Genomic DNA, 22048 nt, shown 5'->3' on the forward strand with positions numbered 1-22048 from the left:
TTACTCCGTCAGCTTTCCGTCGAGATACAGCTGCAGCGTCTGCCGCGTGCCCTGCTTCCATAGCGTCTTTAAGGCGTGCGTGAAACGCTTGCGGAAAAGTTCGGACTGCGCCACCTCGCCGAAGATGTCCGACAGCGCCAGAAACGCCATCGGATCGTCCTTGGCCTTCACCGCGGCGGCGTGCAGCCGGTCGGCACTGGCGTCGTTGAAGGTGATGGCCGCGCCGCTGTCGGTCGTACCGGCGAAGTAGCGGCACCACAGCGCGGAGACCAGCGCGAGCCCGACGACGTCGAGGCCCTGGCGCAGGCGGTCGCCGGTCGAGGGCAGGATGAATTTCGGCTGACGGTTCGACCCGTCCTGCGCGAGACGGGGAATGGTATCGCCGATCTTCGGGTTGAAGAGACGCGTCTCGACCTGCTTGTAGTACGCCTTCAGATCGGTCTCCGGCACGGGCGGCACGATCGGAATGATCTCGTCATGCTCGAGCTTTTCGAGGAAGGCCTGGATGATCGGCTCCTCCATGGCATCATGCACGAAATGGATATCGAGCAGCGCCGCGGGATAGGCGATGGCCGCGTGTCCGCCGTTGAGAATGCGGATCTTCATGAGCTCGTAGGGCGCGACGTCGGGGACGAACTGGACGCCGACCGTTTCGAGCGCCGGCCGGCCGGCGGGAAAATGATCCTCCAGCACCCACTGCTTGAATTCCTCGCAGAATACCGGCCAGGCATCGTCGATGCCGTACTGGTCGGCGGCGATCCCGATCTCGCGCGGGCCGGTGGCCGGCGTGATCCGGTCGACCATGCCGTTCGGGAAGGCGACATTGGCATCGATCCAGTCGGCAAGGGCAGCGTCCGACAGGCGGGCAAGGCCGGAAACGGCGGCGTGCGTGACCTCGCCATTGCCGGGAATGTTGTCGCAGGACATGACCGTGAACGGCTGGATGCCCTTCTCCCGCCGGGCCTTGAGGCCGGCGATGATGAGGCCGAACACCGTCTTCGGCGCTTCCGGATTTTCGGCATCGGCGACGATCGCAGGATGCTGCGGGTTGAAGTGGCCGGAGGCCGGATCGATGAAATAGCCGCCTTCGGTGATTGTCAGCGACACGATGCGGATCGCCGGATCGGCAAGCCGTGCGATGGTGTCAGTCGGATTGCCCGGCGCGAGATAGTCGATCATCGGACCGGTCACACGGGCCGCGGACCGGTTGTTGTCCTGCTCAACCACGGTGGTCAGGTAATCCTGCCCGGCCAGCTTCTCGCGCATGGCGGCATCCGACGGCAGCACGCCCGCACCGACGAGCGCCCAGTCGAGATCGCGGCCCGTGTTGAACAGATCGTCCAGATAGACGGCCTGATGGGCGCGGTGGAAGTTGCCGACGCCGAAATGGACGATCCCGGCGCGGAGCGCGGAGCGCTCGAAGGCCGGAACGGTCGCCGTGGCCTTGATGGCGTCGAGGTTTGCAAGCGAAAGCTTGGTGGTCATGGTGTTACCCTTTTCGGAAAGCGGCTTGGGAGTTGGAGCGGGCCTCGGCCTCAGCTCATCCAGTTTCCGCCGTCGACATTGTAGGTCTGGGAGACGATGTAGTCGCTGTCCTTCGAGGCGAGGAACACGGCCATGCCGGTCAGGTCCTGCGCGGTTCCCATGCGCCCGAAGGGCACTTCCGCGCCGACGAGCTTCTTCTTCTCGCCGAGCGGCCGGTTCTCGTATTTCGCAAACATCGCGTCCACGCCGTCCCAATGCTCGCCGTCCACGACGCCGGGGGCGATCGCGTTGACGTTGATGCCGTGCGGGATGAGGTTGAGGCCCGCCGACTGGGTGAGGCTGATGACCGCCGCCTTGGTCGCGCAATAGACCGCGACCAGCGCTTCGCCGCGCCGGCCGGCCTGGCTCGCCATGTTGATGATCTTGCCGCCGCGCCCCTGCGCGATCATCTGCCTGGCGGCTGCCTGCAGCGTGAACAGCGTGCCGGACACGTTGATGGCGAACAGGCGGTCGTAGCTCTCGCGGGTGATCTCGGCGATGGGCGCGAGGTCGAAGAGGGCGGCGTTGTTGACGAGGATGTCGAGCCCGCCGGCCTTTTGAACGACGGTCGCCATCGCCGCGTCGATCGACGCCTGCTGCGTCACGTCCATTTCCACCGGGTAGGCCTGCGCACCGAGTTCGGCCGCCGTCTCCGTCGCGCGGGCGAGGTTGATGTCGGCGATCGCCACCGTCGCGCCTTCGGCGATGTAGGCTTCCGCGAATGCCCGACCGATGCCGCGGGCCGAACCCGTGATCAGCGCGCTTTTTCCTTCAAGACGTTTCATCGGATCGCCATGCCCTTCTCGTTGAACTTATGGATGCGCGCCTCGTCGGGCGTCAGATAGACGGTGTCGCCGTGCTGGACGGGAACGTCGCCCGCGATGCGCGCGGTCACCTGGCCGATGCCTTCGACCAGAATATGCAGGAACGTGTCGGCACCGAGATGTTCGGCGACGCTGACCTTGCCGGCCCAGGTGCCGCTCTCGCGCGAGAGCTTCAGGTGCTCGGGCCGCACGCCGATCGTGTGGGCGTCGTAGGCGCTGGCAAAGGCGCCGGTCGCGAAATTCATGCGCGGCGAGCCGATGAAGCCGGCGACGAAGAGGTTGTTCGGCTTGTGGTAGAGATCGAGCGGCGAGCCCACCTGCTCGATATTGCCGGCGTTCAGCACCACGATCTTGTCGGCCATGGTCATGGCTTCCACCTGGTCGTGGGTGACGTAGATCATCGTGGTCTTCAGCTGGTTGTGCAGCTCGCTGATCTCCAGACGCATCGTGCCGCGCAGGGCCGCGTCGAGGTTGGACAGCGGCTCGTCGAAGAGGAACGCCGAGGGTTCGCGCACGATCGCGCGGCCGATGGCGACGCGCTGGCGCTGGCCGCCCGAAAGCTGGCCGGGCCTGCGGTCGAGATAATTGGTGAGGTTGAGGACGCGGGCGGCCTCGGTCACCTTCTTGTCGATCGCGCCCTCATCCATCTTCGCCATCTTCAGCGGGAAGGCGATGTTGTTGCGCACGGTCATGTGCGGATAGAGCGCGTAGGACTGGAACACCATGGCGAGACCGCGCTTGGCCGGCGCCTCGTTGGTGACGTCGCGGCCGTCGATCTCGATATGGCCCGCGGTCGCGTCCTCGAGGCCGGCGATGATCCGCAGCAGCGTGGACTTGCCGCAGCCCGACGGCCCGACGAAGACGACGAACTCGCCGTCCTGGATGTCGAGGTCGATGCCCGGAATGACCGTCGTCGCGGCGAAACTCTTCGAGACGTTCTTCAGACGTATATTGCCCATGGTGCGCGCTCCCGCTCGTCTTGTCGTTATATCTTGATGTGAACTGCTACTTCACGGCGCCGAAGGTCAGGCCGCGCACAAGCTGCTTCTGGCTGAACCAACCCATGATCAGGATCGGCGCGATCGCCAGCGTCGAGGCTGCCGAAAGCTTCGCCCAGAACAGGCCTTGCGGACTGGAGAACGAGGCGATGAAGGCCGTCAGCGGTGCTGCGTTCGTGGTCGTGAGCCGGATCGTCCAGAAGGCTTCGTTCCAGGCGAGGATGATGTTGAGCAGCATGGTAGAGGCGATGCCCGGCACCGCCATCGGGGTCAGCACATAGGCGATCTCGCCCCAGAGGGAGGCGCCGTCCATGCGGGCGGCTTCGAGGATCTCGCCCGGAATTTCCCGGAAGTAGGTGTAGAGCATCCAGACGACGATCGGCAGGTTGATCATGGTCAGCATGATGGTGAGGCCGAACCGGCTGTCGAGCAGGCCGAAATCGCGGAACAGAAGGTAGATCGGCACCATGACGGCCGCCGCCGGCATCATCTTGGTGGACAGCATCCACATGAGGACGTCCTTGGTGCGCGGCGTCGGCGAAAACGCCATGGCCCAGGCGGCAGGCACCGAGATCAGCAGCGCGAGAAACGTCGAGCCGACCGAGATGATGACCGAATTCAGGAAGAACTTGAAGTAGTTGCTCTGCGCCTGCACGGCCGCATAGCTCTCGACGGTGCCCGAGGGGATCAGGTTGAAGCCCTGGATCGCCTCGGTCTCGGATTTGAACGAGGTGATGATCGTGTAGAGGATCGGAAAGAAGATCACCAGCGCCACGATCCAGGCGAGCACGGTGAAGAAGACGGTCCTGCGTTTCGAAACGGCGCGTGCCATGGTCTGATCTCCCTACTTGTCGAGGTTCTTGCCGACGGCGCGCATCAGGAAGAAGGCGACGATATTGGCGAGGATGACGGCGATGATGCCCCCGGCGGAAGCACCGCCGACGTCGTAGCCGAGAAGGGCCGTGCGATAGATCAGGAACGGCAGGTTGGTCGAGGCATAGCCCGGTCCGCCATTGGTGGTGACGAGGATTTCCGCGTAGACGCCGAGCAGGAAGATCGTCTGGATGAGAATGACGACCGTGATCGAGCGGGCGAGATGCGGCACGGTCAGGTAGACGAACCGATTGAAGAAGTTCGCCCCGTCCATCTCGGCGGCTTCCTTCTGCTCGCCATCGAGCGACTGCAGGGCGGTGAGCAGGATGAGGGTCGCGAACGGCAGCCACTGCCAGGCGACGATGACGATGATGGAGAACAGCGGATACTGTCCGAACCAGTCGACCGGCTGCAGGCCGAAGAAGCGGCTGATATCGGCGAACACCCCGTATTGCGGGTGCATGATCATGTTCTTCCACACGAGCGCCGCCACCGGCGGCATGACGAAGAACGGCGAGATGACCAGGATGCGGACGATCCCCTGCCCCCAGACCGGCTGGTCGAGCATCAGCGCGATCGCGATGCCGCCGATGACGGTGATGGCGAGGACGCCGACGACGATGACCAGCGTATTCCAGATCGACTGGAAGAAAGCGGGATCGCTGTAGAAATACTGATAGTTGAACAGGCCTGCGAAGCTGACATTGCCCGGGTTGAGCAGATTGTAGTTCTGGAACGAGAACCAGAGCGTCATGGCCAGCGGCACGATCATCCAGATCAGAAGCAGCCCGACGGACGGCGCCATCATGATCCGGGCAAGGCCTCGGGTATTCTGCGTTGCCATGGATAGACCCTCCCTCTGGTGTCGCCGGCTCGCACTTCCGCGAAGGTGGAAGGGGCGGCTTTTTGTTGTGTGGGTTGTGTGGTGCGGTGCGCGGGGCTAGCCCCTCATCCGCCTGCCGGCACCTTCTCCCAGCTTGGCAAGGGCGAAGGGCACTCGGAGTTACCGTGTGGCACGTCCCCTCTCCCCGCAAGCGGGGAGAGGGCTAGGGTGAGGGGCAGCCCCACCCGCCAAGGGCAGAGAACACCCCACCCGTCGAGCTTACAAGCTTACTTGATGTAGCCGCCACGCGTCATTTCGCGTGTCGTTGCCGTCTGTGCCTGCGCCAGCGCATCGTCCACCGACATCTGGCCGGCAAGCGCTGCCGAGAACAGCTGGCCGACGGTCGTGCCGAGGCTCTGGAACTCGGGGATCGCCACGAACTGGACACCGACATAGGGAACCGGCTTCGTGGACGGGTTCTTCGGGTCGGCCGCGTTGATGCTCTCGAGCGTCATCTTGGCGAAGGGCGCGGCCTTCTGGTACTCGGCATTCTGGTAGAGCGAGGTGCGCGTGCCCGGGGGAACGTTGGCCCAGCCTTCCTTGGCAGCGACGAGGTCGAGATAGTGCTTGCTGGTTGCCCAGGAAACGAACTTCTCGGCCGCTTCGGCCTTCTGCGTGCCGGCGGGGATGGCGAGGTTCCAGGCCCAGAGCCAGTTACCGCGCTTGCCGAGGCCCGTATCGGGCGCCAGGGCGAAGCCGACCTTGTCGGCAACCGTGGAGTCCTTCGGGTTGGTCACGAAGGATGCCGCGACCGTCGCGTCGATCCACATGCCGCACTTGCCCTGCTGGAACAGCGCCAGGTTCTCGTTGAAGCCGTTGGACGACGCGCCCTGCGGGCCGGCATCGTTCATCAGCTTGACGTACATCTCAAGCGTCTTCTTCCACTCGGGCTGGTCGAACTGCGGCTTCCAGTTCTCGTCGAACCAGCGGGCGCCGAAGGCGTTCGAGGTCGCCGTCAGGAACGCCATGTTCTCGCCCCAGCCGGCCTTGCCGCGAAGGCAGATGCCATTGATGCCGTTGGCGCGGTCGGTCATCTTGCGGGCGGCTTCGTTGATGAAGTCCCAGGTCGGCGCGTCGGGCATGGTGAGCCCGGCCTTCTCGATCAGGTCCTTGCGGTACATGACCATCGAGCTTTCACCGTAGAACGGTGCGGCATAGAGCTTGCCGTCGGCCGTCAGGCCCGAACGGATGGCCGGCAGCAGGTCGTCGACGTCGTAATCGGCGCCGAGGTTGTCGAGCGGCAGGAGCCAGTTCTGCTTGGCCCAGATCGGAACCTCGTAGGTGCCGATGGTCAGAACGTCGTACTGGCCGCCCTTCGTGGCGATGTCGGTCGTGACGCGTTCGCGCAGGACGTTTTCTTCCAGCGTCACCCATTCGAGCTGGATGTCCGGATTGGCCTTGGTGAAATCGTCGGTGAGTGTCTGCATCCTGACCATGTCGCCATTGTTCACCGTTGCGATGGTGAGGGTCTCGGCCTGGGCCAGACCGCCGGAAACGGCTGCAATGACGAATGCCGAGCAAGCGCCCAGCAGAGATGTCTTCAAATTCATGATCTTCCTCCCAGAAGAGTAATGAGCATTTGCCTCGCTCACGGGCAATTACTCATTTTCAGGGTGGACTTGTCAATCGCATTCGTTGCTGCAGCGCCGAACACACCGTTAAGTCATCGGAAGGACTGACAATTTTTTGACATATTTGCTCAGGGGGCGAGCAGGAATTCGGCCGTATCCTCGTCGGTGATGACGCCGTTGATGAGTCCGCCGCGCAACGCCGCACGCAATGCAAGGTACTTGCGACGGCCCTTGGCCATGCCGATCAGCGTCGTCGTGTCGCGGGATGGCAGAGGCACGCTGGCCACCCGCTTGTTGATGTCGCCCGAGATCAGCTGCCCGTCGCCGTCGAACATCCAGCCGCAGATCTCGCCCGCCGCCCCCTGCTCCACCAGTTGCGCCATCTCGTCATGGGCGAGGAACCCGTCCTGACAGAGGGGTGCGTCCGTTCCGACTTCGCCGACGCCGACGAAGGCGATATCGGCCTGCGTGCCGAGACTGAGCGCCGACTGCACGAGGATCTGCTTGTGCAGCACCTCGCGCTCTTCCGCCGAGGAGACGATGACCGGCAGGGGCATCGGGAAATGCCGCGCCTTCACGGCGTCGGCCATGGAAAAGATGACGTTGTAATAGGCGGCCGACCCGTCGACGCCGATATTGCCGGTGAGCGAGACGATGCGATGCTGCGGACAATCCATCGCCGGCAACTGGTCGATCGCCGCCTTCAGCGTCCGTCCGGTCCCGATCGCCATGATGATCGGATCGCTCGATTTCAGCCAGCGCTCGATCTCGGCCGCGCCCGCCTCGGCGATCCCCACGGTGGTGGACGACGAGGTCGGATCGCTCGGCACCACCTCCGCCTGCCGCAGCCCGTAGCGCTCCTTGAGCCGCAAGCCGAGTTCCATGCAGGCGGCGATCGGGTGATCGAGCCGGACCTTGATCAGCCGCTCGGCCATGGCGAGCGACACGAGCCGCTGGGCCGACTGGCGCGAAATCCCCATCTGCCCCGCGATCTCGTCCTGCGTCCGCCCGGCGACATAATAAAGCCAGCCGGCGCGTGCCGCATCGTCGAGCCGTGCATTCGCTTCCGGTCTGCGTGCCATTCCATGCCTCTCCCAAGGTCCAGCGGGAACCCGATGTGCTGACACCTTTTGCCAGGGCCTGTCAATCGACCCCGCACCGGACGGAATTGCGCGAGGGCCGCTCAAAATTTTACCTTTTGATCAAGAAATTTTCCATGTTAGCCTTCGCCGATCGTGCGGTTGCCATTGGGAGGAAAACATGGGAACGACGGACTCCGGAATGATCGGGGGGCGGCTGACGCCCGGCCAATACGAGGCGAACTTCGCGGACCTTCATCCGCGCCTGGACGAGCACGAGGCGCTCGTCGCATCCGACCGCTGCTACTTCTGCTACGACGCGCCGTGCATGACGGCCTGCCCCACCGCCATCGACATCCCCCTCTTCATCCGGCAGATCGCGACCGGCAATCCGATCGGCTCGGCCAAGACGATCTTCGACCAGAACATCCTCGGCGGCATGTGCGCCCGGGTCTGTCCCACCGAAACGCTGTGCGAGGAGGCCTGCGTCCGCATGGAGGCGGAGGGACGCCCGGTCGCGATCGGCCGGCTGCAGCGCTTCGCCACCGACATCGCCATGGCCGAGGGCCGCCAGTTCTACGAGCGCGCCTCGTCGACCGGCAAGACGGTGGCTGTCGTCGGTGCCGGGCCAGCGGGCCTTGCCTGTGCCCACCGCCTGGCCGTCAACGGCCATGACGTCGTGGTCTACGACGCCCGCGAGAAGGCCGGCGGTCTCAACGAATACGGCATCGCCACCTACAAGGCGACGGACGATTTCGCCCAGAGAGAGGTGGATTACGTGCTCGCCATCGGCGGCATCGAGATCCGCAATCGCCAGATGCTCGGTCGCGACATCACCCTCGCCGATCTCCTCGCCCGCCACGACGCCGTCTTTCTCGGCATGGGCCTCACCGGCGTCAACGCGCTGCGCACGGACGGCGAAGCCGCCGAAGGCGTCGAGGATGCGATCGACTTCATCGCGGCCCTGCGGCAATCCGCCGGCAAAACCGACATCCCCGTCGGCCGCCGCGTCGTCGTCATCGGCGGCGGCATGACCGCGATCGATGCGGCCGTGCAGGCAAAGCTGCTGGGTGCCGAGGAGGTGACCATCTGCTATCGCCGCGGACGCGAGCACATGAATGCGTCGCCCTACGAGCAGGATCTCGCCACCTCGCGCGGCGTCACCATCCGCCACGGGCTGCAACCACGGCGCATTCTCGCCCGCGAGGACGGCAAGGTCGCCGGCATCGAACTCGACTACACCACCGATGTGGACGGACGTCTGGTCTCCACCGGCGAGACCGGCATTCTCGCGGCCGATCACATCCTCAAGGCCATCGGCCAGACCCTGGAGGCCGATCCGCTCGGCGTCGTCGCCCTGCAATCCGGCCGCATCGTGGTGGATGCGGACGGTCGCACCTCGCTCGATCGCGTCTGGGCCGGCGGCGACTGTCGCCTCGGCGGCGAGGACCTCACGGTCTCCGCCGTCGCCCAGGGACGCGACGCCGCCGAATCGATCCACCGCACGCTGATGGCCGAGCGCCATCCGGCTGTCGCCGTTGCCTGAGGGGAGATGAACCATGGCTGATCTGCGCAACACTTTCGTCGGCATCGAATCCCCCAACCCCTTCTGGCTCGCTTCGGCACCGCCGACCGACAAGGCCTACAATGTCGAGCGGGCGTTCAAGGCCGGCTGGGGCGGCGTCGTCTGGAAGACGCTCGGCGAGGACGGCCCGCCGGTCGTCAATGTCAACGGCCCGCGCTACGGCGCGATCTGGGGCGCCGACCGACGGCTCCTCGGTCTCAACAACATCGAGCTGATCACCGATCGCGACCTCTACACCAATCTGCGGGAGATGAAGCAGGTCAAGATGAACTGGCCGGACCGCGCGCTGATCGCCTCGATCATGGTGCCCTGCGAGGAGGAAAGCTGGAAGGCGATCCTGCCGCTGGTGGAGGAAACCGGCGCGGACGGCATCGAGCTGAACTTCGGCTGTCCCCACGGCATGTCCGAACGCGGCATGGGCGCCGCCGTCGGGCAGGTGCCCGCCTATATCGAGATGGTCGTGCGCTGGTGCAAGCAGTACACCCGCATGCCGGTCATCACCAAGCTGACGCCGAACATTACCGACATCCGCCACCCCGCCCGCGCCGCAAAGGCCGGCGGCACGGATGCCGTATCGCTGATCAACACCATCAACTCGATCACCTCCGTCAATCTCGACACCTTCGCGCCGGAACCCTCGATCGACGGCAAGGGCAGCCATGGCGGCTATTGCGGCCCGGCGGTCAAGCCGATCGCGCTCAACATGGTGGCCGAGATCGCCCGCGATCCGGAAACCCGCGGCCTGCCGATCTCCGGCATCGGCGGCATCACCACATGGCGCGATGCGGCGGAGTTTCTCGTGCTCGGGGCCGGCAATGTGCAGGTGTGCACCGCCGCCATGACCTACGGCTTCAAGATCGTGCAGGAGATGATCACGGGACTATCGACCTGGATGGATGCCAAGGGCCACCGGACGCTCGACGACATCACGGGCCGGGCGATCCCCAATGTCTCGGACTGGCAGTATCTGAACCTCAACTATGTCGCCAAGGCCCGCATCGATCAGGATTCGTGCATCAAATGCGGCCGCTGCCATATCGCCTGCGAGGACACCTCGCATCAGGCGATCACGCAGGTCGTCGATGGCGTCCGGCATTTCGAGGTGATGGAGGACGAATGCGTCGGCTGCAATCTCTGCGTCAACGTCTGTCCCGTGCAGGACTGCATCACCATGGTCGCCCTGCCCCCGGGCACGCTCGACGAGCGCACCGGCAAGGTGGTCGATCCCGCCTATGCCAACTGGACGACGCACCCGAACAACCCGATGTCCCGGCAGGCAGCGGAGTAGCGGGAAGAAGCGAGGGCGCGAGTGCAACGCAACATCGCGCCGATCACGGCCTGCCGGGCACGAAGCCGGCAGGCCGGACGTCGGGATGCTCAGAGCGCCATATCCGGAACGCGCTTCACCTCGCCGCTCGGAAGGGCGGCCGGCGCGGTCGCGCCGATGACGGGAGGCGCGATGGCGAGCTGAAGGCGCTCGCTCGTCGCCGCCCAGGCAAGCGCCAGCGCCTCAGGGTCGTCGTTGAGCTTCTTGCCGTAGCTCGGCACGATGGCCTGCACCTTGGCCTGCCATTCCGGCGTCGCCAGACGCTCGGCAAAGACCTTCTTCAAGACGTCCAGCATGATCGGCGCAGCCGTCGATGCCCCCGGAGAGGCGCCCAGCAGCGCCGTGATCGTGCCATCGGCCGAGGCGACGATTTCCGTGCCGAGCTTCAGCACGCCGCCCTTTTCGGGGTCGCGCTTGATGATCTGCACGCGCTGCCCGGCCTGCCACAGGCGCCAGTCTTCGCCCTTCGCCTGCGGGAAATACTCGCGCAGGGCCGCAAGGCGATCCTCGTCGGACATCAGCAGCTGACCCGCGAGATACTGGACGAGGCTGAACTCGTTGATACCGACCTGCAGCATCGGCCAGATATTGTCGAGCGTCACCGAGGCCGGAAGATCGAAGTAGGAGCCGTCCTTCAGGAACTTGGTCGAGAAGGTGGCGAAGGGTCCGAACAGCACGACCTGCTTGCCATCCAGCATGCGCGTGTCGAGATGCGGCACCGACATGGGCGGCGCGCCGACCGAGGCCTGGCCATAGGCCTTCGCCAGATGCCGGCTGACGATCTCGGGCTTTTCGCAGACGAGGAACGATCCGCCGACGGGGAAGCCGGCATAGTCGGCCGCTTCGGGAATGCCCGACATCTGCAGGAGCGGCAGCGCACCGCCGCCGGCGCCGAGGAAGACGAATTTCGCGTGGATCACGCCCTTCTGGACGCCCGTGCGCGTATCGGCATAGCTGACGCGCCAGGTGCCGTCCTCATTGCGGGTGATCTCCTGCACCTCGCTCGAAGCGGTCAGGCTAAAGGTCGGCTGGGTCTTCAGATGGGTGACGTACTGGCGGGTGATCTCGCCGAAATTCACGTCGGTGCCGAGCGGCGACCATGTGGCGGCCAGCGTCTGCGACCGGTCGCGGCCTTCCATCATGATGGGAACCCACTTGGCGATCTCGTCATGATCGCGCGAGAACTTCATGCCGGAGAACAGCGCGCTCGCCTTCAGCGCCTCGAAGCGCTTCTCCAGGAATTCCGTGTTGTCGTCGCCCCAGACGAAGCTCATATGCGGCGTCGAGTTGATGAAGGAGCGCGGATCCTTCAGGACGCCGCGATCGACCTGATGCGCCAGGAACTGGCGGGAAACCTGGAAGGATTCGTTGATGCCGACGGCCCGGCTGATGTCGACGTTTCCGTTCGAATCCTTCGGGGTGTAGTTCAGCTCCGCGAGGGCAGAGTGCCCGGTGCCGGCATTGTTCCAGCCGTTGGAGCTCTCGAGCGCCACATCGTCCAGCCGCTCGATCATCTCGATCGACCAGGACGGCTCCAGCTCGTTGACGAGCACGCCGAGCGTCGCGCTCATGATGCCGCCGCCGACGAGTAGCACGTCCACCGTCTTTTCGGGCGCAAGAGCCCAGCTGGGCAGCGAGGACAAGGTGAGCGCGGCCGCACCGGTTGCCGCAGAACCGAGAAGTTGCCGACGACTTATGGCCAGATGCTGCGAAGTTCCCGAACGCGGAGCGCCGCTCTCTTTTTCACCGGCCATGTCAACCTCACGTCTTGTTAGTCCTCCCGGGATCGCCGTATAAGCGAATCCTTTTTTGGTGACAAGGCAATTTGTCGCAGCACGAAGCCCGGCGAGAGTGACCCATTCCGGGACATCGCCTCGGCGCGAAAGGCTGGACAGCGGTTCGTTTGCAAGCGACCCGCGGCGACCGCCGAAGAAGGCCCATCCGGGCGACGCCGGATGGGCCGGGGCATCAAAATGTGATGACCACCTTGCCGAACGGGCCACGATCCAGATGCGCGAACGCGTCCGGCACCGCATCGAAACCATAGCGGCGGTCGATGACGGGCTTCAGCCCCTTGGCGTCTATAGCCCGGACGAAATCCTCCAGCGCCCGGCGATGGCCGACGCCGATCCCCTGGACGACAGGGCTCTTGAGAAGCAACAGACCTGCGGGCCCGGACAGGTCGAAGCCTTCGAGCACGCCGATGACCGAAATCCGTCCGCCGACCGCGACAGCGGCCAGCGACTGCGCAAAGCCTTCGCCGCCGGCAAGGTCGAGCACATGATCGATGCCGTCATCCCCTGTGATCTCGAGCACCGTCTCGACCCATCCCTCCCGCATCAGGAGATGATCCGCACCGAGCGCTTTGGCCCGGGTGAGCTTTGCGGCACTGGACGAGGTGACGAACACCTCCGCACCATACGCCTTTGCAATGGCAAGGCCGAACATCGCGACGCCGCCGGTGCCCTTGATCAGAACGCGCTCTCCCGCCTGCAGCTTGCCTTGCTCGATCAGGGCAAACCATGCCGTGAGACCCGCACAGGGCAACGTGCTGGCCTCCGCCGCATCTAGCGTCTCGGGCGCATGCGAGAACCAGTCTTCGGGAAACGTCACCATCTCCGACAGGACGCCGGGACTGGCGCCGCCGAGGGCGCGATAGGGCGGCGTGCGCGCATTGCCAAGAGGTTTCCCGTCGATCCACATGGGCGAAAATGTCGAGATGACCCGGTCGCCCACCTTGAAGCGTGAGGCCTGCGGCCCCACCGCCTCCACCACGCCGGCCATGTCGGATGCCGGGACGAAGGGAAAGCGAAGCGCAAGGCCCATCCCCGTCTCAACGACCAGCTTGTCGCGATAGTTGAGCGAAACGGCCTCGGTGCGAACGAGCACCTCCGAACCCACCGGAGAAACGACCTCCGCGGTGCCTTGCGCAAGATTGCCCGGCCCGAGGGCGCTCAGTTGCCACTGCCTGGTAGTCCGTACCATGTCTGACTCCTTTTTCACTGGAGACCCGACATTACCGGTGAATGCGCTTCGGCAGTTATGATAGTATTTCGCCAGATCGGTTCCCTGGAAGATACAATGCTTGACCTCCGCGATATCCCCGTTTTCATCCAGACGGCGGAGTCCGGCAGCTTTTCCGCCGCCGCGATCCGGCTCAATCTCACCCGCTCGGCGGTCGCCAAGACCATCGCCCGCATGGAGCGGCGGCTGGGTGTTCGCCTGTTTCATCGCACGACACGGTCCCAGAGCCTGACCGAGGAGGGCATTCTCTTCCACGAGCGTTGCCTGAGGGCTCTTCAGGAAATTCGCGCCGGCGAGGCCATGCTCGAATCCGGGCGCACGGAAATCCGGGGCAGGTTGCGCATCGCGCTGCCGGTCGTTCTCGGCCGCACCTGCATCGCGCCCATTCTCACGCGGCTTCTGGCCGAGCATGCCGGTCTGGAACTGGACCTCTCCTTCAGCGACCGCCTCGTGGATTTTCTCGAGGACGGGTTCGATCTGGCGGTGCGCAACGGTGTGCTTCAGGACGACAGCGACGTGATGTCCCGCCTGATCGCCCGTCAGCGCATGACCGTCTGCGCCGCACCGGCCTATCTGGATGCCCATGGCGAGCCGCAGACGCTGCAGGATATCGATCGTCACGAGACGATCGTCTACACGCGAAACGGGATCAAGCGCTCCTGGCTGTTCCCGACGCCCGACATGCCGGGGCGCAGCCTGGTGCCGCGCGCACGGCTGCAGCTCGACGATCTCAACGCGATCGCCGACGCCGCCTGCGCCGGTTACGGCCTTGCCTGGATGCCGTGCTGGCTCGTGCGCGACCTCATTGCCGAGGGACGATTGCGTCAGGTTCTTGCGTCGACGCAGGGCTTCGCCTTCCCGAGCCACGTGATCTGGCCGAAATCGCCGATCATGCTGCCCAAGACCCGGCTGGTGATAGACCGGCTCGCGGCCGAGCTTCCGCTGGCGATGGGCTGACCCCGCAGCACCGGCGCGTCGCAATTCGTGCGTTGCTCCGCGTCGGAATCTGGCCGATAAGCATGCTGTGATCAACCGTTGGGACCGGAGCCCGCTTGAAACGCGATCGTTCGAAGCTGCGCAAGCGCCTGCACATCTGGACCGGCGTATGCCTGGGACTGTTTCTGCTCACGCACTTCCTCAACCATGCGCTCGGTCTCATCTCGATCGACGCCATGGAGCGTGGCCGGGATCTCTTCAACGACATCTGGCGCAGCCTGCCGGGAACCGTCGCGCTTTACGGGTCGCTTGCCGTCCATTTCGTGCTGGCGCTCGACGGGCTGCGGCGGCGACAGACGCTGCGGATGCCGCTGCGCGAGGCGCTGAAGATCGGGCTGGGGCTCGCTTTGCCCTTCCTGCTGATCAGCCATGTCACCGTCACCCGCATCGACTGGATGCTATCGGGCTACTCCGCCGATTATCGCGATATCCTGCCGCGCATCTGGTCGCGAACCGGAAACACCGTCTGGCAATCCGCGGCCCTGATCATCGCCTGGGCGCATGGCTGCCTCGGCTTCTGGTTCTGGATGCGCGGCCGGGACTGGTATCCGCGCATGGCGCTGACGCTCTACACGCTGGCATTTCTGGTCCCTGTGCTGTCGCTGCTCGGCTTCATGGTCGCCGCTCGCGCCCTCGGCCCCGCCATGCCGTCCAATGCCTGGTTCATGTCGGGCCGCACCGATCCCGCCATTCTGGCCGAGATCCGCCAGGCCATCTTCTACACCCTTGCGGCCTGCATCGGCTTCACGCTGCTCTGGCGGTCCTTCCCCATCCGCGGCAAGGTGCGGATCCGCTATCCCGACGGCAGGGTGCTGTCGGTCGCACGCGGCTTCTCGGTGCTCGAAGCCAGCCGCTCCGCCGGCATTCCGCACCTCTCCGTCTGCGGCGGACGCGGTCGCTGCTCCACCTGTCGCGTGCGCGTGACGGAGGGGCTGGAGGGCTTGCCACCGCCGAGCGACGGGGAGCGCCAGACGCTGATCCGCATTCGTGCCGGCGAGAATGTCCGTCTCGGCTGCCAGCTCCGTCCGACCCACGACGTGTCGATCGCCCCCGTGCTCGGGGCGGACAATGTCGGCGTGCGCCCGCAGATCGGCGAGGACGTCGCCGCCGGTCGCGAGCGCCGCATCGCGGTGCTGTTCTGCGACCTGCGCGATTTCACGCTGCTGACCCAGCAGCAGCTTCCCTTCGACACGGTCTTTCTGCTCAACCGCTATTTCGAGACGATCGGCGAGGCGGTCGAGGGCGCCGGCGGCGTCATCGACAAGTTCATCGGCGATGGCGTGCTCGCGATCTTCGGCCTCACCGGCCGGATCGAGGACGCCTGCGCCAATGCGCTGGAGGCCACGGCGCGCATCGCCCGCGGCATCGAGACGCTCAACCGCAACTTCACGAGCGAACTCGACAAGCCGCTGCGCATCGCCATGGGCATGCATGCCGGACCGGCGATCATCGGCCATATCGGCTACGGCCGCGCCTCGTCCCTGACCGCTGTCGGCGACACCATCAATGCGGCGAGCCGCCTTGAAGGCTTCGCCAAGGAATATGACGCGCAGCTTGCCGTCTCCGCCGATGTCATCCGCTATGCCGGGCTGACGCTGGGCGACCGCGACAGCCACGACATCGCCATTCGCGGCCGCAAGGGCACGCTGGAGACGCTGATCGTCGAGAATGCCGAAGAGATCGGTACGCTGCTGGCCGCCGCCCGCGACACGAAGGCAGCCGTGGCGCAAGCCGCACGCACCGGCGCCTGATCAGGCCGCAGATCCACCGGCGGCCGGCCCGCCGACCGCAAGACCATTGACGAAGAGATGCTCCAGAAACCGGGCCGCATCCTCGAAACGGCCCTCGCCGGCCCGGTCCTTGCCGAGCACCGCCCGCACCTGCACGTCGAAGTCGGCATAATGCTGGGTCGTCGCCCAGATGGCGAAGATCAGGTGATAGGGATCGCATTTGGCGATCTTGCCGGCCTTGGCCCAGGCGCGGATGACCTTGGCCTTTTCATCGACCAGCGACTTCAGCGGCCCCATCAGCGCATCCTCGATGCGCGGCGCCCCCTGCAGCACCTCGTTGGCGAAGAGCCGGCTCTCGCGCGGAAAATCCCGCGCCATTTCGAGCTTGCGCCGGATATAGCTGCGAATCTCGGTCACCGGATTGCCCTCCGCATCGAATTCGCGCAGCGGATCGAGCCAGCTGTCGAGCACCCGCTCGATCAGCGCCCGGTGCATCGCCTCCTTCGTGCGGAAATAATAGAGCAGGTTCGGCTTCGACATGCCCGCAACCTCGGCGATCTGGTCGATGGTGCTGCCGCGAAAGCCGTTGGTCGCGAAGACCTCCAGCGCCGCTTCCAGAATGAGCTCTTCCTTCTCCTCCTGGATTCGCGTCCGCCGCTGCGTTCTCGCTGCTCTCGGCAATGCCATCCCACGCCCCCTTCGCCGGCCTTCCGGCCGCCCTGTCCGTCACGTCGCACTGCAGCTTTTTCGTTTTTTTGCTTTTCCGTCTTGAGTGCGGCAACGGAAGTTGTAATGTTTACCAACCGGTTAAATTATCAGTCACTTCAATGACAAACGCAACGACTGATACGAGGGCGAACAAAAAGAATGCCCCATTCGACCGGCGGGAACAATGCCATCGAACCTCAAGCCCGAGGGCGCCGCTGTGCATCGCGCAGGTTCGAACGAAGAGGAATGAAGCCATGGCCGCACCGGGCGAGAATATGCGTGTCGACGCCGAACGTCTTTGGGACAGTCTCATGCAGATGGCGCAGATCGGTCCCGGCATTGCCGGCGGCAACAATCGCCAGACGCTGACCGATGCGGATGCCGAAGGCCGGAGCCTGTTCGCGACCTGGTGTCGCGACGCCGGCCTGACCATGGGCATCGATGCCATGGGAACCATGTTCGCGACGCGGGCGGGCACCGACCCGGATGCCCTGCCCGTCTATGTCGGCTCGCATCTCGACACCCAGCCGACCGGCGGAAAATATGACGGCGTGCTCGGCGTGCTCGCGGGGCTGGAGGTCGTGCGCACCATGAACGATCTCGGCCTGAAGACCCGGCACCCGGTGGTCGTCACCAACTGGGCGAACGAGGAAGGCGCGCGCTTTGCCCCGGCCATGCTGGCCTCGGGCGTCTTTGCCGGCGTCCACACGCTCGACTACGCCTATAGCCGCCGGGATCCGGACGGAAAGACCTATGGCGACGAGCTGAAGCGGATCGGCTGGCTGGGCGAGGAAGAGGTGGGCGCGCGCAAGATGCACGCTTACTTCGAATATCACATCGAGCAGGGCCCCATTCTGGAGGCGGAGAACAAGGCGATCGGCGTGGTCACCCACTGTCAGGGCCTCTGGTGGCTGGAGTTCACGCTGACCGGCCGCGAAGCACACACCGGCTCGACGCCGATGGCACTGCGCGTGAATGCAGGCCTCGCCATGTCGCGCATCGTGGAGATGGTGCAGACCGTGGCCATGGGCGAGCAGCCGGGCGCGGTGGGCGGCGTCGGCCAGGTCTTCTTTTCGCCGAACTCGCGCAACGTCCTGCCCGGCAAGGTCGTCTTCACCGTCGATATCCGCACGCCCGACCAGGCGAAGCTCGACCGCATGCGCGCGACGATCGAGGCGGAAGCCGCCCGGATCTGCGACGAACTGGGAGTCGGCTGCGCGGTCGAGCCCGTCGGCCATTTCGACCCCGTCACCTTCGACCCGACGCTGGTCTCGCGCGTTCGCACGGCTGCCGAGAAGCTCGGCCTCGGCCACATGGACATCATCTCCGGCGCCGGCCACGATGCCTGCTGGGCAGCGAAGGTGGCGCCCGCAACGATGATCATGTGCCCCTGCGTCGGCGGCCTCAGCCACAACGAGGCGGAGGAGATCTCCAAGGACTGGGCCGGCGCCGGCTGCGACGTGCTGTTTCATGCGGTGGTGGAGACGGCGGGGATTGTGGAGTAGGATCGGGCGCGAGATCAGCAGGAGAACCACGATGGGACGTCCGAGAGAATTGTCGCCGGAAGAGCGGGACCTCCTTATCAGACGGGGCTATCGCCCCGTCGAAATGTGGGTTCCCGACCCCGCCGATCCATCCTATCTCGCGGACGCACGCCGTCAGGCCGCAAACTCCGTCGAAGCGGATGAAAAGGCGGGCATCGAAGAACTCTATGATCCCACGGCCTACGATGCGTGGGATCGCCCGTGACTTTGAAACGCGGCAATGTGGTGCTGGCTGTGTTTCAGGGAAACCTTGGAAAACCCCGGCCAGCCGTCATTCTTCATGCCGACGAATATATCGAAAGTCACGTTACTCTGCTTGTCTGCGCCTTCACGACGTACCTCGCGGATTCGCCGAACTACCGGCCGACGATCGTCCCGTCACCGGGAAACGGCCTTGAGGAGACATCACAGATCATGGTCGACAAGATAACGCACATCAAAAAGACCGCCATTCGCGATGTGATCGGCTTCCTGACGGATTCAGACATGTCGCAGGTCGAAGCGGCGCTGATCAATATTACGGGCCTGCGACAGGCGATCATTCCGCAGCCGCGTTGAGAATCAGGAGGGAGGAACATCCATGACCACCATCATCAAGAACGGCACCATCGTCACCGCCGATCTCACCTACGCCGCGGACATCTGCATCGAAAATGGCGTCATCGCCGAGATCGGGCCGAACCTGACCGGCGGCGACATGCTCGACGCGACGGGCTGCTACGTCATGCCCGGCGGTATCGATCCGCATACCCATCTCGAAATGCCGTTCATGGGCACCTACTCGGCCGACGATTTCGAGAGCGGCACCCGCGCGGCGCTCGCCGGCGGCACGACGATGGTGGTGGATTTCGCGCTGCCGAACCCCGGCCAGTCGCTGCTCGACGCGCTGGACATGTGGCACAACAAGACCTCGCGCGCGGCCTGCGACTATTCCTTCCACATGGCGATCACCTGGTGGGGGGCGCAAGTTTTTGAGGAGATGGAGACGATCGTCCGCGACAAGGGCATCAACACCTTCAAGCACTTCATGGCCTACAAGGGCGCGCTGATGGTGGATGACGACGAGATGTTCGCCTCGTTCCAGCGTTGCGCGGAGCTTGGCGCGCTGCCGCTCGTCCATGCCGAAAACGGCGACGTGGTGGCGCAGATGCAGGCCAAGCTCATGGCCGAAGGCAATGACGGGCCCGAGGCGCATGCCTATTCCCGGCCGCCGGAGGTCGAGGGCGAGGCGACGAACCGCGCCATCATGATCGCCGACATGGCCGGCTGCCCGGTCTATATCGTCCACACCTCCTGCGAGCAGAGCCACGAAGCCATCCGGCGCGCCCGGCAGAAGGGCATGCGCGTTTATGGCGAGCCTCTGATCCAGCACCTGACGCTCGACGAGAGCGAGTACGCCCATGGCGACTGGGACCACGCCGCCCGGCGCGTGATGTCGCCGCCCTTCCGCAGCAAGCAGCATCAGGACAGCCTCTGGGCCGGCCTCTCCTCCGGCTCGCTGCAGGTCGTCGCAACCGACCATTGTGCCTTCACCACGCAGCAGAAGCGCTCCGGCATCGGCGACTTCCGCAAAATTCCCAACGGCACCGGAGGTCTCGAGGACCGCATGCCGATGCTCTGGACCCACGGCGTCGCCACCGGCCGCATCACCATGAACGAGTTCGTCGCCGTGACCTCGACCAACATCGCCAAGATCCTCAACATCTACCCGAAGAAGGGGGCGATCCTCGTCGGAGCCGACGCCGACCTCGTCGTCTGGGACCCCAACCGGACGAAGACCATCTCGGCGAAGACCCAGCAATCGGCGATCGACTACAATGTCTTCGAGGGAAAGACCGTGACCGGCCTGCCCCGCTACACCCTGACCCGCGGCGTGGTCGCGATCGAGGAGGACACGGTCAGGACGCAGGAGGGCCACGGCGCCTTCGTGCGCCGCCCGCCGGTCACGCCGGTCGCAAAGGCGCTCTCGACCTGGAAGGACATCACCGCCCCGCGCAAGGTGACCCGCACCGGCATTCCGGCGAGCGGCGTCTGATGCGCATGCTGGCGCTCCTTGCCGCCTGCGGCTGCGTCTCCGGCGTCAGCGTCGCCGCGCCCAGCTTTCTCGACGGCGCCTATGGCAATGCGGAGGGCTGCATCTACGCAAAGACCGGCGAATCGAGCGGGGCCGATGTCTTCTTCCTCCTCAACGACGAAGGCATCACCACCGCAACGGCCTATTGCCAGTTCGAAGGAACGGCCGCGAAGACCGCCTCCGGCTTCACCATACGCACCCAATGCGACGCCGAAGGCGAACTTGGCCCGAAGGAGACCGTCGCGCTCGACAGGAGCGCGAAGGGCTATACGATCCGTTTCAAGGACGGCACCACATGGGGACCGCTTTCGCAATGCCGCAGATGATACCCGACGCCGTCTCTCCGAGCACCCGCTCCGTGGTCTCCGCCCGGGACCTCGGCCTCACCTTCAAGACGGATGACGGCCCGGTCACCGCGTTGACGGGGGTCAACCTCGACGTCCGCAAAGGCGATTTCGTCTCCTTCATCGGCCCGTCCGGTTGCGGCAAGACCACGTTCCTCCGCGTCATCGCCGATCTCGAAAAACCGACATCCGGCACCATCACCGTCAACGGCACGACGCCGCAGGATGCGCGCAAGAACCGCTCCTACGGCTACGTCTTTCAGGCCGCAGCCCTCTATCCCTGGCGCACGATCGAAGAGAACATCGCTTTGCCGCTGGAGATCATGGGTTACGGCGCAACCGACCGGCAGGCGCGGATCGAGCGCACGCTGGCGCTGGTCAATCTCTCCGGCTTCGGCAAGAAATTCCCCTGGCAGCTCTCCGGCGGCATGCAGCAACCCGCCTCCATCGCCCGCGCGCTCGCCTTCGATGCCGATCTGCTGCTGATGGACGAGCCGTTCGGCGCGCTGGACGAGATCGTCCGCGACCACCTGAACGAGCAGTTGCTGGATCTCTGGGCGCGCACGGAAAAGACCATCTGCTTCGTCACCCACTCGATCCCCGAGGCCGTCTACCTCTCCACCAAAATCGTCGTCATGAGCCCGCGGCCGGGCCGGATCACCGACATCATCGAGTCGACCTTGCCGCGGGAGCGCCCGCTGGATATCCGCGAGACACCGGAATTTCTGGAGATCGCCAGCCGGGTGCGCGACGGGTTGCGGGCGGGGCACAGCTATGACGAGTAGTGCGGCATTGGGGGAGAAAAGAAGGAAGACCATCTCTGCCCTGCCGGGCATCTCCCCCACAAGGGGGGAGAAAACTTGGAGCGCGCGCATCGCTTCTGTCCTGAACGTTTTCGGCTGGATCGAGCGGCCAGCCACGAGTCCTCTCCCCCCTTGCGGGGGAGATGGCCGGCAGGCCAGAG

The 22048-nt window shown here is 64.9% G+C and carries 20 protein-coding genes; 10 read left to right on the forward strand and 10 right to left on the reverse strand.

Going from position 1 to position 22048, the window contains the following annotated elements; genetic code table 11:
* The 7 genes from LRX75_RS08905 to LRX75_RS08935 form a co-directional block, all read right to left on the reverse strand.
* The gene (locus LRX75_RS08905) at positions 1–1485 is read right to left on the reverse strand and encodes a mannitol dehydrogenase family protein (RefSeq protein ID WP_231813576.1); all 1485 of its coding nucleotides are present in this window, start codon (positions 1483–1485) and stop codon (positions 1–3) included.
* A gap of 50 nt (positions 1486–1535) precedes the next feature.
* The gene (locus tag LRX75_RS08910; RefSeq protein ID WP_231813578.1) at positions 1536–2309 is read right to left on the reverse strand and encodes an L-iditol 2-dehydrogenase; all 774 of its coding nucleotides are present in this window, start codon (positions 2307–2309) and stop codon (positions 1536–1538) included.
* Positions 2306–3307: an ABC transporter ATP-binding protein gene (locus LRX75_RS08915; protein ID WP_231813580.1), complete on the reverse strand. Its 1002-nt coding sequence runs from the start codon at positions 3305–3307 to the stop codon at positions 2306–2308. Before LRX75_RS08915 ends, LRX75_RS08910 begins: the two co-directional genes overlap by 4 nt.
* Before the next feature lie 46 nt (positions 3308–3353).
* Entirely contained in the window at positions 3354–4178 is an 825-nt protein-coding gene (locus tag LRX75_RS08920) for a carbohydrate ABC transporter permease (protein WP_113150889.1), read from the reverse strand.
* 12 nt (positions 4179–4190) lie between these two features.
* Positions 4191–5063: a carbohydrate ABC transporter permease gene (locus tag LRX75_RS08925; protein ID WP_231813582.1), complete on the reverse strand. Its 873-nt coding sequence runs from the start codon at positions 5061–5063 to the stop codon at positions 4191–4193.
* 266 nt (positions 5064–5329) lie between these two features.
* Positions 5330–6652 (reverse strand): ABC transporter substrate-binding protein, encoded by a 1323-nt coding sequence (locus tag LRX75_RS08930; protein ID WP_231813584.1) that lies wholly within the window; start codon positions 6650–6652, stop codon positions 5330–5332.
* Between the two features lie 149 nt (positions 6653–6801).
* Entirely contained in the window at positions 6802–7755 is a 954-nt protein-coding gene (locus tag LRX75_RS08935; RefSeq protein ID WP_113150892.1) for a sugar-binding transcriptional regulator, read from the reverse strand.
* Positions 7756–7933: 178 nt separating this feature from the next.
* On the opposite strand from LRX75_RS08935, the gene LRX75_RS08940 reads away from it, so the two are divergent.
* Both LRX75_RS08940 and preA read left to right on the forward strand, forming a co-directional pair.
* On the forward strand, positions 7934–9298 hold the full coding sequence (locus LRX75_RS08940) for an NAD(P)-dependent oxidoreductase (protein WP_231813586.1): 1365 nt from the start codon (positions 7934–7936) through the stop codon (positions 9296–9298).
* Between the two features lie 13 nt (positions 9299–9311).
* On the forward strand, positions 9312–10625 hold the full coding sequence (gene preA / locus LRX75_RS08945) for an NAD-dependent dihydropyrimidine dehydrogenase subunit PreA (RefSeq protein ID WP_231813588.1): 1314 nt from the start codon (positions 9312–9314) through the stop codon (positions 10623–10625).
* Positions 10626–10714: 89 nt separating this feature from the next.
* On the opposite strand, the gene mqo is transcribed toward preA, so the two are convergent.
* Positions 10715–12418 carry a malate dehydrogenase (quinone) gene (mqo, locus tag LRX75_RS08950; protein WP_231813590.1) on the reverse strand — a complete coding sequence of 568 codons (1704 nt, stop codon included), beginning with the start codon at positions 12416–12418 and terminating at the stop codon, positions 10715–10717.
* 214 nt (positions 12419–12632) lie between these two features.
* The gene (locus LRX75_RS08955; RefSeq protein WP_231813592.1) at positions 12633–13649 is read right to left on the reverse strand and encodes a zinc-dependent alcohol dehydrogenase family protein; all 1017 of its coding nucleotides are present in this window, start codon (positions 13647–13649) and stop codon (positions 12633–12635) included.
* A 96-nt stretch (positions 13650–13745) separates the two neighbouring features.
* On the opposite strand from LRX75_RS08955, the gene LRX75_RS08960 reads away from it, so the two are divergent.
* Both LRX75_RS08960 and LRX75_RS08965 read left to right on the forward strand, forming a co-directional pair.
* Entirely contained in the window at positions 13746–14645 is a 900-nt protein-coding gene (locus tag LRX75_RS08960) for a LysR family transcriptional regulator (protein ID WP_231813594.1), read from the forward strand.
* A 95-nt stretch (positions 14646–14740) separates the two neighbouring features.
* Positions 14741–16435 carry an adenylate/guanylate cyclase domain-containing protein gene (locus tag LRX75_RS08965; RefSeq protein WP_231813596.1) on the forward strand — a complete coding sequence of 565 codons (1695 nt, stop codon included), beginning with the start codon at positions 14741–14743 and terminating at the stop codon, positions 16433–16435.
* Here LRX75_RS08965 and LRX75_RS08970 read toward each other — a convergent pair whose 3' ends face one another.
* Complete coding sequence (locus tag LRX75_RS08970) at positions 16436–17101, reverse strand: TetR family transcriptional regulator C-terminal domain-containing protein (protein ID WP_231813598.1); 666 nt, start codon at positions 17099–17101, stop codon at positions 16436–16438.
* Between the two features lie 275 nt (positions 17102–17376).
* Here LRX75_RS08970 and LRX75_RS08975 point away from each other — a divergent pair, with 275 nt between their 5' ends.
* Genes LRX75_RS08975 through LRX75_RS09000 form a run of 6 tightly spaced genes read left to right on the forward strand, consistent with a single transcriptional unit; the run spans position 17377 to position 21869 of the window.
* On the forward strand, positions 17377–18627 hold the full coding sequence (locus LRX75_RS08975; RefSeq protein ID WP_231813600.1) for a Zn-dependent hydrolase: 1251 nt from the start codon (positions 17377–17379) through the stop codon (positions 18625–18627).
* Between the two features lie 31 nt (positions 18628–18658).
* Positions 18659–18871, forward strand: a complete 213-nt coding sequence (locus LRX75_RS08980) for an antitoxin MazE-like protein (RefSeq protein WP_231813602.1) — start codon at positions 18659–18661, stop codon at positions 18869–18871.
* Positions 18868–19224 (forward strand): type II toxin-antitoxin system PemK/MazF family toxin, encoded by a 357-nt coding sequence (locus tag LRX75_RS08985; protein WP_231813604.1) that lies wholly within the window; start codon positions 18868–18870, stop codon positions 19222–19224. The genes LRX75_RS08980 and LRX75_RS08985 overlap by 4 nt, the downstream gene beginning before the upstream one ends.
* Before the next feature lie 22 nt (positions 19225–19246).
* Complete coding sequence (hydA, locus tag LRX75_RS08990) at positions 19247–20701, forward strand: dihydropyrimidinase (protein WP_231813606.1); 1455 nt, start codon at positions 19247–19249, stop codon at positions 20699–20701.
* On the forward strand, positions 20701–21066 hold the full coding sequence (locus LRX75_RS08995; protein ID WP_231813608.1) for a hypothetical protein: 366 nt from the start codon (positions 20701–20703) through the stop codon (positions 21064–21066). The genes hydA and LRX75_RS08995 overlap by 1 nt, the downstream gene beginning before the upstream one ends.
* Positions 21036–21869: an ABC transporter ATP-binding protein gene (locus tag LRX75_RS09000; RefSeq protein WP_231813610.1), complete on the forward strand. Its 834-nt coding sequence runs from the start codon at positions 21036–21038 to the stop codon at positions 21867–21869. Before LRX75_RS08995 ends, LRX75_RS09000 begins: the two co-directional genes overlap by 31 nt.
* The last annotated feature ends 179 nt before the right edge of the window (positions 21870–22048 follow it).

The sequence above is a fragment of the Rhizobium quercicola genome, from assembly GCF_021168455.1.
Taxonomy (GTDB): Bacteria; Pseudomonadota; Alphaproteobacteria; order Rhizobiales; family Rhizobiaceae; genus Ferranicluibacter; species Ferranicluibacter quercicola.